General features: G+C 43.3%; 8 protein-coding genes. 3 read left to right on the top strand and 5 right to left on the bottom strand.

From position 1 onward, the window contains the following. Positions 1–62: hypothetical protein (locus QL919_RS14150; protein WP_356650202.1), on the bottom strand; the 62-nt coding region annotated here is incomplete at its 3' end. A gap of 741 nt (positions 63–803) precedes the next feature. Between QL919_RS14150 and QL919_RS08710 the strand changes: the two genes are divergently transcribed. Further along, on the top strand, positions 804–1703 hold the full coding sequence (locus QL919_RS08710; RefSeq protein ID WP_290189159.1) for a LysR family transcriptional regulator: 900 nt from the start codon (positions 804–806) through the stop codon (positions 1701–1703). Positions 1704–1867: 164 nt separating this feature from the next. Here the strand turns inward: QL919_RS08710 and QL919_RS08705 are convergent, their stop codons facing one another. Both QL919_RS08705 and QL919_RS08700 read right to left on the bottom strand, forming a co-directional pair. Next, the gene (locus QL919_RS08705) at positions 1868–3049 is read right to left on the bottom strand and encodes an aspartate aminotransferase family protein (RefSeq protein ID WP_290189158.1); all 1182 of its coding nucleotides are present in this window, start codon (positions 3047–3049) and stop codon (positions 1868–1870) included. A 42-nt stretch (positions 3050–3091) separates the two neighbouring features. Continuing rightward, a complete protein-coding gene (locus QL919_RS08700) occupies positions 3092–3289 on the bottom strand; it encodes a DNA gyrase inhibitor YacG (RefSeq protein ID WP_290189157.1) in 198 nt (65 codons plus the stop codon). A 204-nt stretch (positions 3290–3493) separates the two neighbouring features. On the opposite strand from QL919_RS08700, the gene QL919_RS08695 reads away from it, so the two are divergent. Further along, a complete protein-coding gene (locus QL919_RS08695) occupies positions 3494–4162 on the top strand; it encodes a DUF938 domain-containing protein (protein ID WP_290189156.1) in 669 nt (222 codons plus the stop codon). A gap of 178 nt (positions 4163–4340) precedes the next feature. On the opposite strand, the gene QL919_RS08690 is transcribed toward QL919_RS08695, so the two are convergent. Both QL919_RS08690 and purD read right to left on the bottom strand, forming a co-directional pair. Then, the gene (locus tag QL919_RS08690) at positions 4341–5741 is read right to left on the bottom strand and encodes an AarF/ABC1/UbiB kinase family protein (RefSeq protein ID WP_290189155.1); all 1401 of its coding nucleotides are present in this window, start codon (positions 5739–5741) and stop codon (positions 4341–4343) included. Between the two features lie 411 nt (positions 5742–6152). Continuing rightward, entirely contained in the window at positions 6153–7490 is a 1338-nt protein-coding gene (purD, locus tag QL919_RS08685; protein ID WP_290189161.1) for a phosphoribosylamine--glycine ligase, read from the bottom strand. 555 nt (positions 7491–8045) lie between these two features. Between purD and QL919_RS08680 the strand changes: the two genes are divergently transcribed. After that, a complete protein-coding gene (locus QL919_RS08680) occupies positions 8046–12893 on the top strand; it encodes an NAD-glutamate dehydrogenase (protein WP_290189154.1) in 4848 nt (1615 codons plus the stop codon). Positions 12894–12947 lie beyond the last annotated feature (54 nt).

The raw sequence follows: 12947 nt of genomic DNA, 5'->3' as shown, positions 1-12947 counted from the left end.
GAACCAATTGTAGAGCCTGAACCAATTGTAGAGCCTGAACCAATTGTAGAGCCTGAACCAATTGTAGAGCCTGAACCAATTGTAGAGCCTGAACCAATTGTAGAGCCTGAACCAATTGTAGAGCCTTCTGTAAATGATTCTCAATTAGTAATGATGCCAGATGACCCTCGTGTTTTGCTCCGTTGCCCACCGCAAGAGCTGACAGGCGAATGGACACCACAGAAGTGGGATTACTGGTTACAAACCGCTCGTGAGGCGGACGTGCTCGCTCAGGATGGATTGGCACTTGCGCGTCAAGGTATGATGACGGGGATATGTAATGGCAAATCAACATTTGTGACCAGTGTCGATAGTCGCCATTTACAAGTGACTTTTCAGCAGTTGGCTGAAAAATTGCAGCAGCAATTTCCGCAAGCTGATATCGATTTACAAATCGATGGTAGTGTGATGCAGGCTGATGACAAGACGCCTGAGCGTCGTCAGCAAAAACGCATGGTGCAAGCCAAGGCCGTTGCAGAGACAAAATTACTCAATACACCAGTGATGCAATATTTGACTGAGCGTGGAGAAGGAAAAATGGGTAAGGTTCAGTTATATTAAACAGTCGGAAATTTGATTGTTTAATATATTTAAACAAAATATCAAGGTGATGTAATGCTATTACCTTGATATTTTTGTTTTTATTACTTATAAAATAAACTCAGTGTAAATATTAGAGAGGGATTTAACCACTGTAAGATACATTGGAATCCGTTATAATGATTAAGTTATATTAAATACTGTAATGCAGCTTAGGTGAGAATATGTTGGATAATTTACGCGGTATGGCTGTGTTCGCCAGTGTGGTCGGACATGGTTCTTTTAGTGGCTCAGCTCGTGAACTTGGTATCACAACCAGTGCAGTCAGCCAGCAAATACGTTCATTAGAAAATGAGCTGGGTGTGGTGCTATTGCATCGCTCGACTCGTAAGCTCAGCTTGACTGAAGCTGGTGAGAGCTTTTATGAAGCGGCAAAAGATGTGGTCAGTGCTGCTGAGCAAGGTCGAATTAAGGTCAATCAGCTGCGTGATGAATTGGCTGGCAGTCTGCGGGTGGCGACGACACCTGAGCTTGGCGTCAATCATATTTTGCCAGCGCTTTCTACATGGATGGCCGCTCACGATGACCTAAGCGTTACCTATTTGGCTGACAATCACTATATCGATATGATTGATGAGCGTATCGATATCGCTATTCGTATGAGTCCAACGATTAGTGATGCCAACTTAAGCAGTCATCCATTGACTGATGTCAGGCAATTACTGGTCGCTTCACCGCAATATCTACGCCAACACACTAAGCTGCAGACGCCTAAAGACTTGGCTGACCATCAGCTGATTAATATTGAAATTATGAAAGATGCCAATCAAATTGATTTCATTCAAACAGAGACAGGTAAAAAAACACGTATCAAGATGAACTCCCGCATTTATACCAATAATGTCTTTATGGCAACTACCTTGGCCAAAGAAGGTCATGGTTTGGCTAGAATAATGGAGATGGACATTAAAAAGGAGCTTGAAAGTGGTGAGTTAGTCGAGGTGTTGACTGGCTATCAATTGCCAAGTTTTGTGCTATATGCCGTTACCTTAGACCGTGAGCAGCAGCCTGCCAAAATTACCCGCTGTCTAGAGGTGTTAAAAAAGTATTTCCATGCTCATTAGAGCCAGTCGTTAGAACTTGATGCTGATTTAATTTTTAGCTTAAGTCTTATTAGGTGTATTCTTCAAGTAGTAAAGAATAGTGTAAAGTACCGAAATCAAGAAACTAAAAAAGCCTATAGAGAATATTTCTATAGGCTTTTTTAGTTTTAACGTTGCCCCAGCATCTAGAAAGATGGCTTTAATAAATCTACCAAACGCTCAGCCACTTGAGTGCTCTCATCACGGCTCATATTAAGCGGCGGCAGCAAGCGAACAACATGCCCACCAGTGACGTTAATAATTAATTTTTGCTCATTACGGGCACGATCTACTAGCTGACTGCAGTCCATGTCTTCTGGTAAGGCAATACCTATCATCATACCAGCACCGCGACTGCTAACGCCGTACTGTCCTAATGCGTCAACGACAGTCTCTCGGATGAATAACCCTTCGGTCACCGCATTGCTCATGATGTCACTATTCGCTAGCACATCATAGACACTATGTACCACGCGACTGGCCAATGGTGTGCCACCATAAGTAGAACCATGACTACCAGCACCAAACAAACCATTAGCACGGCCACGTACCATGCAGGCGCCTACCGGAAAGCCGTTACCCAAACCTTTAGCGGTTGTCAATACATCTGGACGCGCATTGCTATGCTGATAGGCAAAATACTTACCAGTACGACCATTACCTGTCTGTACTTCATCTAGCATAAATAGCCAATTGTGAGCATCACATTCAGCCTGTAATTCTTCTAGGTAGGTGAAACCATTAGCCGCTGTATTAAGACCGCCTTCGCCCTGAATGGGCTCTACAAAGATGGCGCAAATCTCATCATGGTCTAGTGCAGCTTGTTTAATTGCTGCGATATCGCCAAAGGGTACACGGATAAAGTCTTCATCTAACGTATAAAAGCCTTCGCGAGCTTTAGGGTTGGCAGTGGCTGATAGTGATAGTAGGGTTCGACCATGAAACGACTGCTCCATAACGATGACTTTTGGGTGTTTAAACCCTTGATTGTGTGCATATAGTCGTGCCAATTTTAATGCTGCTTCGTTGGCTTCTGCGCCACTATTAGCAAAGAAAACACTATCCATTTGGGCAGCTGTACATAAGACTTCACCCGCACGCTCTTGCCAGTCGATACCGAACAAATTGCTTGTATGCACCAAGGTTGCTGCCTGCTGTTGGATAGCATCAGTTACCTGTGGATGGCAATGTCCTAATCCGCAAACAGCAATACCCGTCAGCGCGTCTAAGTAAGGCGTATCATCTTTGGTATATAGCCAACTGCCTGAACCACGTGTAAAGCTGATTGGTTGACGGTTGTATGTGGGCATCAGATAAGTAGCAGACATGTAGAACATCCTTAAGATGATAAATGAATAAAAAATTATTGGTTATAGTTGGTCTGAGAAAGGCGTTGTTTCCGCGGGTAGAGTATAGTCTTCGTTAGCCCAAGCGCCTAAATCGATAAGTTTGCATTGGCTGCTACAAAACGGCTTATATTTATTGTCTTGCCATGCTGTCTGAGTGCCGCAACGTGGGCAAGGATAGGTCTTGGGTGAAGTGCTGGTGTTGGGGGTAGGTTCAGTCATAATAAGAGTGGGTATATCCTCGATTTATTTGTAGGGTTAGCATCATTAGCGAATGGCAGTCAGTGGTTTTATCTTATCTACATTACGCTTGGTAGATTGCTAAAGAGTATTACTCACTGTCGCTATATTACTATTAGAGTAGATAGGCTATATAATAGCATGCAGCCGAATAATGGCAAAAGACAAATGCTTTAAGGACATTAGATGACAGTAAGTAGTGAACTAACACATCAGAAACAGCGTGCGTTTCAACCACAAAAACTCTCAGCACCACGTAATTTTATTGTTCCAAATATCATAAAAGGAGATACAAGCCATGATTCCTTAGTGTTAGAGATTGGAGCAGGGAAGGGTAAACATGCGCTGAGCTTTGCAGCACAGTATCCAGAGAGACATTTGATTGCTATTGAACGTACCCGTAATAAGTTTGATGCTTTTGCTAAACTGGCAGCGCAACAACAGTCGCCAAACCTAGATGCTATCCATGCTGATGCAGTTGCATGGATTGTACATGCTATTAAACCCAATAGTGTGGCTAAGATTTTTATTCTTTATCCAAACCCTGAACAGCATAATCCTAATCAGCAATGGCTGAACATGCCTTTCTTTGAGTTCTTATTATCACGCTTACAGAATGGTGGAGAGGTGGTGTTGGCGACCAATATTGAAGCCTATATGGATAACGCAGAACAGCAGGCAACGAATATATGGCGTCTACCCAATGAACGCTATCAAGTAGCAAATGACAGCCAGCGAACGCATTTTGAAGTGAAGTATTTAGCACGTGGTGAAGTATGTTGGGAGCTCAGAATGCAAAAGCCCAAAGGTTATCAAACAAGGTTCGATAACTGGCAAATGACCGTGTTAAATTAGAAATAGCCTAAGTACTGTAATTGATTAATCAATGAGCCATACTGCTAGTGTTCTTCTATTAAAATATAAAATAGCCTAAGCAAATAAAAACAATTTAAATTAAAACCGCCACTAAAAGGGCGGTTCAAAAATTCACACTCGATAAAGAGTAAAACTTATTTAACAGTAGCTGATATTTTTAAAGATAAAGATAAGGTTTTACCAGATTATTAGAGTCAGTATAGGCATCAAGCACAGTCAAAAAGGTATAAGCCCCAATAAACTTACGACTGATAAACATAAACTCTTTCGGTGGTAAATTAAACTCAAAAGATTGCATTGCTTTAGTCGCCTCTGATGATAGGCGAGAGTGCAGTTTGCTGTTGGCCCAAATATAACGGTTATTATCATCTAAACAATCGGCTGGAATATCTGGATTGGTCGCTGGGTCACTAAAAGGCTCTGTTGCCAACAAAAATAATGAAGCGATATCTGCGCGTACTTTGTCGCTCATCGTATCAAAGAAGTCATAGCCGGTCATAGCGATCATCATTGCTTGATGGTCATGGCGATAGCCAGCTTTTAATAATCCATGAGCGATGGTCAATAGGTTTTTATCAAATTGACGTATAGCTCCGAAATCCAATAATACCAATTTATCGACCTCATCCTCATTCTCACTAACTCTTACTAAATAGTTGCCAAAGTTTGGGTCCGTTTGCATCTCGCCCCAAACAAAAATCTCTTGCATCATGATTTCAATAGCCGCTTGGCCAATAGCATTACGGCGTTCATGAGGCAATAGTTGTAATGCCTCAGAGACAACGGTGATACCTGGCTCATAAGACATGCACAGTAAGCGTTTCTTTGAGTATGTCCGATTAATTTTAGGTACCACGTAACGTGGATCACCTTTTAAACGATCGTAAAAACGCTCAGTGGTCGCCGCTTCTGCTTCGTAATCTACTTCATGATGGAGTAGGTCACGTATCTCTTCAAACCAAGCATCAAGCGCGCGAGTCTGGGGAACGATGTTGCTTACCTTTAATAACTGTTTGAATAATGCCAAATCCGAGTTAATGGCATCTGCCACCCCTGGATACTGAATTTTTAATACTACTTGCTCACCCGTTGCAATGACTGTTGCACGATGTACTTGGGCAAGTGAGGCCGTGCCGATAGGGATAGGATCAACTTCTAGCTCGTTTAGCTTATCGCCCAACAATTTATGCAATGTTTGTTCAATAGTTGGCCAAGACAAGGTGGCAGTATCATCATTGAGAGTTTGTAAAGCACGAGTAATCTCTGGTGGTAGGATGTGCTCACCATATATCGCAAGCATTTGGCCAATTTTGACCACTGATCCTTTAAGCTTGCCAAGCTCTGATGCAAGATAATTTGCTTGCGTCTCCATAAATATTTGATTCCGCGCTGTGCGAGCTTCTTTATTTAAAAACATGCCCGACACGCTATTACCAGCCCAACGACGACCAATATTCAAAGAGGTTTTGGCAATCGACATTCGGCGCTCAAACCCTGATGTTTTAAGGTTATCGATTGATTGCTTATTGCTATAAGGTTTAGACGTATCATTTGCCATAAATATAATCATTCATCCGGTTGGTATTGATTTGCGGGTTCAAAACCTACAATACAAGGGAGATGCGATGCTCGGGTACAAAATTGTATCATATAAAGCACATTTGGTTTATGAGGCTAAGCTGCCCAATAGCAGTTACTTTGTAAGCTAAAATATGATGGTAGTGATTGGCTAAACAGTATGCCAGTCAATTTACTAAATAATAGAGGCTCATTCTAACACTTAGCCATAGAGGAACCACTTAGTATTGTTTGGATGAGTGACGAGTGACGAATCGTAACAGCAATGCCTGAAAGTTATATACAAGTCGCTATCAAAAAATAAGACCTAGCATCACGCTAGGTCGAATTATCTAATAAATTATTAGAGTCTGATAAGTGAGTGGATATATCCTACCTTGAAAAGGTTTTATTAATTGTTTTTGCGAGCAATAGCATGATGGCCAATATCACGGCGATACTGTGCACCGTCAAAACTGATGGCGCCTGTGACTGCCAATGCTGCTTGCTGTGCATCTGAGATGCTATCAGCTAATGCGGTCACACATAATACACGACCACCGTTGGTCACCACTTCTTTCTCATTGCTTAGGGCTTCATCATTATTCTCATTAGAGAATGCTGTTCCAGCATGGAAGACTTTTACTGGATTGTCGTTATTGGCATCTAACTCTGGCAAGCCAGCAATCACATCGCCTTTTGATGAAGTTTCCGGATAACCTTTCGAAGCAATGACAATGCCAAGGGCAGGGCGCTCATCCCACATCGCTTCATTCGGCAATTTACCAGCCAATCCTTGAGCAACCAAATCAACCATTGAGGACTGCAGGCGCATCAAAATTGGCTGCGTCTCTGGATCACCAAAACGGCAGTTGAATTCAATCACGTACGGATCACCCGCTTTATCAATCATGAGACCTGCATATAAAAATCCAGTATAAGGGTGACCTGCGTCTTTCATCGCATCAACCACGGGCTGGATAACTTGCGTCATTACCTTATCATGAACTGCTTGAGTGACAACGGGCGCTGGAGAATATGCACCCATACCGCCTGTGTTTGGACCTGTATCACCTTCAAACGCACGCTTATGATCTTGGCTGGTTGCCATTGGTAATATATTGTCACCATCAATCATGCAAATGAAACTGGCTTCCTCACCTTGTAAAAACTGCTCGATTACCACGCGGCTACCAGCATCACCAAATTTATTGTCTGCGAGCATGTCATCGATGGCGTCATGCGCTTGTTCGATGGTTTCAGCAACGATAACGCCTTTACCAGCAGCGAGTCCGTCGGCCTTAATCACAATCGGCGCACCTTGCTCATCGATATACGCTTTGGCAGCAGTTGTATCTGTGAAGCCTTGATAGGCTGCAGTTGGAATGTTGTTTTGCTCCATAAACTCTTTGGCAAAAGTTTTTGAGCCTTCTAACTGTGCACAATATGCTGTCGGACCCCATGCTGGAATACCAGCGTCCCGGCAGGCATCAACGATACCAGTGACTAGTGGTGCCTCTGGTCCTACGATAACCATATCAATGGCATTGCTTTGACAAAAATCTATAACAGCACTGTGCTCGCCAGCATCATCATTGCTAGATTTCAACACGATGTTTTGGCATTTAGATTCAAGGGCAGTACCGGCATTACCAGGAGCGACGTAGACTTTTTTGACATTACTGTCTTTTGCGCACTGCCATGCAAGCGCGTGTTCGCGACCACCTGAGCCAATTACCAAAATATTCATCATACGTCTTGCCCTTAGCATTAAAGTTAATAACGAGTTAATCATACACTCTCAAATACACCGGCATATTCTAACAAAAAAACAGCCTTGATTACCACGAGTATCACGTGCCAGCGATGAATCATTGATAAAGACGGCAAAATGCGCTGAGTTGTATCATTAGCAATGGTTATGGGCAAACTACTGATTCATGAAATGATGTTGTAAGCTTTAGCTGACACCTCAGTTGCGTTACACTTCATTAGACTAAGGCTATTAAATTCGCATCGTTGCATACATCTATAGTAAAGATGAATTAAAGGAGAATTGAAATTTCTTAAAAGCTTTTTTTGAAATATGAACTTTTATAAAATACAAAAATACAGAAGTGAGAAGGAAAATGCGTCATTAATAACCAGTACTGATACACGTGAAGCTGTCGAAGTTGCACAAATGGATATTGCAACCGAGCATACGACTGGCATTTACTATAGTTAGCCAGTGCCAATAGCAAAAGAAAACGATGATAAAAACCCAATAAATAGTTATAACAAATCGATAAAAAGGACAAAGGACATGCCAAACTCTCTGAGTATCGCAAAAGAGCGAATCAGCCAGATAAGCGATATTGCCACCAGTTATGTACAAGAAGACAAATCATTATTTGAAAATTTTATACATAGCTACTATCAGCCGCTGCATCAAGAAACTGCTGAATCTATCAGTGATGCTGATCTAGCAGGTATGGCGCTGCATCATTTTACGTTACTCCAAGCTTATGATGGTAGCAAGCCGCAGCTGAAAGTTTTAAACCCCAAGCCAGAAGAGCAGCATTTTCATAGTTCACACACCGTCATCCAAATTGTCGCCTATGACAGACCATTCTTAGTAGATACCATTCTAATGAGTCTGGAAGCAGAAGGTATCGACGTACATCGCACTTATAACATCATCGTCAGTGTTGAGCGTGATGACAATGGTCATATCTCCCACATCGAAGGTGCACATGAAAGCGCCACCTCACACCTGTCTTTGATTCATTGTGAAATTGCTTACCAAGACAGTGAGGATTTAGCTACTCTGCAGCAAATGCTATTGGCCAAAATCGACACACTGGATAAGGTTGTTGGTGACTGGAAGCAAATGCGTACGAAGCTTACTGATATCAAAACTGAGCTGTCCTCAAAACCGTTACCTGAAGTTTTTTATTCACAGCAAGAGATTCAGGCATTTTTAGATTGGATATTAGACGATCATTTTATATTTTTAGGCTACCGTGAGTACCGCTTAGAGGGCGGTCAAGCTGTCGAGGTCAATGCTGAGCCAACTGATTTAGATTTATTTGCCATTGGCAATAGTGGTCTTGGCTTGCTACGCGGTGCGGAAGAAGACACTTTGTCAGAAAGCTTTAGCCAACTGCCAAAAGTGTTGAAACAGTTGCTAACTGAACCACGTGTACTGATGCTGTCTAAATCCAGCCGAGTATCACCCGTTCATCGTCCAGTATATATGGACTTTTTAGGTATTCATAAGTTCGACGATACTGGCAAACTGGTCGGTGAGTATCGTTTTATTGGTTTGCTAACATCGCAAGCCTATCAGCTTACGGTTCAGCAAATACCTTTATTGCGTGAAAAAGCCAATAAAATAATGACAATGGCAGACTTGCCACGTGATGGTCATGCGCATCATAAAATGATGCATGTTATCAATACCTTACCACGTGATGATTTGTTTCAAGCCAGCGTAGAAGAGCTATACCCTATGGTGTCGGGTATCAGTCAATTACAAGATAAAAAGAGTCTACGCCTATTCAGCCGTATCGACCACTATCAACGCTTTGTGTCGTGTTTGGTTTATATTCCTCGTGATAAGTTCAACACCGAACTGCGTATCAAAGTACAAAATGTCCTAAAAGAAGCTTATGGTGGTACGTCATCAGGCTTTACCACTGAATTTAATGAATCTGCTCATGCTCGTGTGCATGTTCATGTACGTACCGTGCCAGGGCAAGTAAAGAACGTCAATACCGCAGAGCTTGAAGCCAAGCTGTCAGCTTTGATGCAATCTTGGAGTGACAACTATCAAAAAATGCTGCTCGATAATGTTGGTGAGCAGCAAGCCAATGCTCTAAATCGCCGTTTTTTAAATCATGTTCCTGCCGCTTATCAAGAACGTTTTGACGCTCGCACTGCCGTAGAAGATATTAAGCGCTTATCTGGACTTTCAGCAGAGCAGCCAATGATTTGGCATTTGTATCAATCAACAGGCGATGCTAGTAATCAGCTGCATCTTAAACTTTATGGTCGTGAGCAGCCTGTTATCCTGTCCAAAGTATTGCCGATTTTAGAAAACTTTGGAGTGTCGGTTATCTCAGCGCAGACTTATGAGTTTGACTTGCCAGAACAGTCGATTTGGATGCAAGAGTATGAGCTGACGTTAGAGCATGTCGACACGGTCAATATGCAAGTGGTGCGTGGTCAGTTTGAAGACAGTCTGAAGCAAATTTGGGCAGGTCGCGTTGAGAGCGACTCTTTCAACGAGCTGGTATTAATTACTAAGTTAGATACTTATGACGTGGTCGCGCTACGTGCGTTATCTCGATACATGATGCAAGCAAAAGCCCCATTCTCTAGCGCTTACATACAACAGACAGTGGTAAAAAATAGCGCAATTAGTGTGGCTTTAGTCAGTCTATTCGATGCCCGCATGAATCCTAAACACAGTGAAGATGAGCGCAGAGAGAAAACCGCTGAGATTGAGCAGCAAATCAAAGCAGCATTGGCGGATGTCGATAGCCTAGATGAAGATCGTATCTTGCGTTGGTACTTAGACTTGATTAATGCCATGGTGCGCACTAACTTCTACCAAACTGATAGCGATGGTCAGCGTAAAGATCGCTTATCATTTAAGTTTTTGGCCGCAGATATTCCAAATCTGCCCAAGCCTAAGCCCATGTTTGAGATATTTGTTTATTCGCCGCGCGTTGAAGCGGTGCATCTGCGAGGCGGTAAAGTTGCCCGTGGTGGTCTGCGCTGGTCAGATCGCATGGAAGACTTCCGTACCGAAGTGCTTGGTCTAGTTAAAGCGCAAATGGTCAAAAATGCCGTCATCGTTCCTGTTGGTTCAAAAGGCGGCTTTATCGTCAAAACCAAAACCATGGCAGATGGCCGTGAAGCGTTCCAAGCTGAAGGTATCGCCTGTTATCAGACATTCCTGCGCGGTATGCTTGATGTCACTGATAATATCGTTGATGGAAAAATTGTCCCGCCAGCCAATACCGTGCGTCATGATGAAGACGATCCGTACTTGGTAGTTGCCGCTGATAAAGGTACAGCAAGCTTTTCTGATATTGCTAATGCTTTATCTGCTGAATATAACTTCTGGCTTGACGATGCTTTTGCTTCAGGTGGCTCCGTTGGTTATGACCACAAAGCCATGGGTATTACGGCACGCGGTGGTTGGGAGTCGGTCAAGCGTCACTTCCGTATGCGCGGTATGGACATTCAAAACCGTGATGACTTTACCGTGGTCGGTATCGGTGACATGAGTGGTGATGTATTCGGTAACGGTATGCTCAGATCTACTCATACCAAGTTAGTCGCTGCCTTTAACCATCTACACATCTTTATTGATCCTAATCCGGATACTGCTGCTTCTTATGCAGAACGTGAACGCTTGTTTGAAATGCCACGCTCTACGTGGGATGACTACGAAAAGTCGCTCATCAGTCAAGGTGGCGGCGTGTTCTCACGTCAAGATAAGAGCATCACTATCAGTGCTGAGATGAAAGAGCTGTTCGATATCAGTGAAGATAGCCTTGCGCCTAATGAGTTGATTAGTGCATTACTAAAATCGCCTGTTGATCTCATCTGGAACGGTGGTATCGGTACTTACGTGAAAAGCGAAAACGAAAGTCATGCCGATGTCGGTGACCGCGCTAATGACGCCGTCCGTGTCAATGGTGGCGAGCTGCGTACGGCAGTCGTCGGTGAAGGTGGTAACTTAGGCTTTACTCAGCAAGGGCGTATCGAATACGCACAAACGGGTGGTCGTATTTATACTGACGCTATTGACAATTCAGGTGGTGTAAACTGCTCAGATCACGAAGTTAATATCAAAATCTTACTTGGTAAAGTCGTTGAACAAGGCGATATGACCTTAAAGCAGCGTAATGAATTGCTTGAAAGTATGACTGATACTGTTGCAGAGCTGGTATTGCGCCAAAACTATTTACAACCACAAGCGATTGAGCTCAGCCACATTCGTGCGGCAGCTAACTTAAGTGATCATCAGCGCTTCATTCAAATGTTAGAAGGTGAAGGGCGTCTGGACCGCGCGATTGAGTATTTACCATCAGATGAAGAAATTGCCAAACGTCAAAAAGCAACGACTGGCCTGACCAATCCGGAACTAGCAGTCGTCATGGCTTATGGAAAAATGTGGGTATATGACAACTTGTTGTTGTCCGATTTGCCAGATGATCCGTACTTCGTTAATGAGTTACGTAAGTACTTCCCTGATGAGCTGGCCTCACGTTTCTTTGATGAGATGACTGAACACCGCTTGCATCGCGAGATTATCAGCACTTATCTGACCAATAGTGTGGTCAACCGTCTAGGTATTGAGGCTCTATTCCGTCTCTATGAGGAAACAGACCAATCGCTGGCAACCATCATTCGTGGCTATGCGATTAGCCGTGATGTCTTCAATGTGTCAAAAGCATGGAAAACGCTTGAAGCGCTGGATAATCAGGTCGATGCCACGCTATTGTTAAACCTTGAGCTACGTCTACGCGATGCGCTTGAGCAAGGTGTTGTCTGGTTTATCAATGCCTTTGGGCAAGATTTGCAAGTCGCTGACATGATTAGCCGCTTTAGAGATAGTGTTGAGAAATTGACCAAATCTGGCGGGTTCATTGAGCAGCAATTTGCAGAGTACTTGCAAGAAGATGCCAGCAGCTTGATGCAAGAGGATCTGTCGGAGAGTGATGCGACGATGTTTGCTATGCTGCCTTATCACGTTGATGCCCTCGATGCGGCGTTACTGGCTGAGCAATATGAACGTCCTGTCGATGAAATTGCAACATTATACTTCGAGGCGTATCACGTCTTGCAGTTAGATTGGATGATGGATAATATTGCCACTTTACCGCAGCACGACTACTGGGATCGCCGTGCGCGCCATGCCTTAGTAAATGAGCTATCACGTAGTTTGCGTCTATTAATGGATGCAGTATTATCGAAACCAGATGCCAAGCAAGCCTTTAGCGAGTGGCGTTCACGTCATCTCGATCAGCTAGCATCTGTTGAGACAGAGATGCACAAGCTCGATGAGCTCTATAGTGAAGATGAAGATGGGCAAGTTGGTTTATCAACATTGTCAGTGCTGATGAGTGAGCTTAGCGGCTTGGCTACTAAGTAGGGCTCTAAATGCAGACTATAAAGTGTAGGCTGCTTAATAAAATTGCTTGAATCA

Source organism: Psychrobacter sp. APC 3426 (assembly GCF_030408035.1).
Taxonomy (GTDB): Bacteria; Pseudomonadota; Gammaproteobacteria; order Pseudomonadales; family Moraxellaceae; genus Psychrobacter.
The sequence above is the reverse complement of the archived record's forward strand: the minus strand, read 5'-3'. Positions and strand labels throughout refer to the sequence as shown.

Bases quoted from the DNA above. Each gene is read 5' to 3' on its own strand.
- QL919_RS08710 (WP_290189159.1), top strand. From the start codon at position 804: ATGTTGGATAATTTACGCGGTATGGCTGTGTTCGCCAGTGTGGTCGGA.
- QL919_RS08700 (WP_290189157.1), bottom strand. From the start codon at position 3,289: ATGACTGAACCTACCCCCAACACCAGCACTTCACCCAAGACCTATCCT.
- QL919_RS08705 (WP_290189158.1), bottom strand. From the start codon at position 3,049: ATGTCTGCTACTTATCTGATGCCCACATACAACCGTCAACCAATCAGC.
- purD (WP_290189161.1), bottom strand. From the start codon at position 7,490: ATGAATATTTTGGTAATTGGCTCAGGTGGTCGCGAACACGCGCTTGCA.
- QL919_RS08680 (WP_290189154.1), top strand. From the start codon at position 8,046: ATGCCAAACTCTCTGAGTATCGCAAAAGAGCGAATCAGCCAGATAAGC.
- QL919_RS08695 (WP_290189156.1), top strand. From the start codon at position 3,494: ATGACAGTAAGTAGTGAACTAACACATCAGAAACAGCGTGCGTTTCAA.
- QL919_RS08690 (WP_290189155.1), bottom strand. From the start codon at position 5,741: ATGGCAAATGATACGTCTAAACCTTATAGCAATAAGCAATCAATCGAT.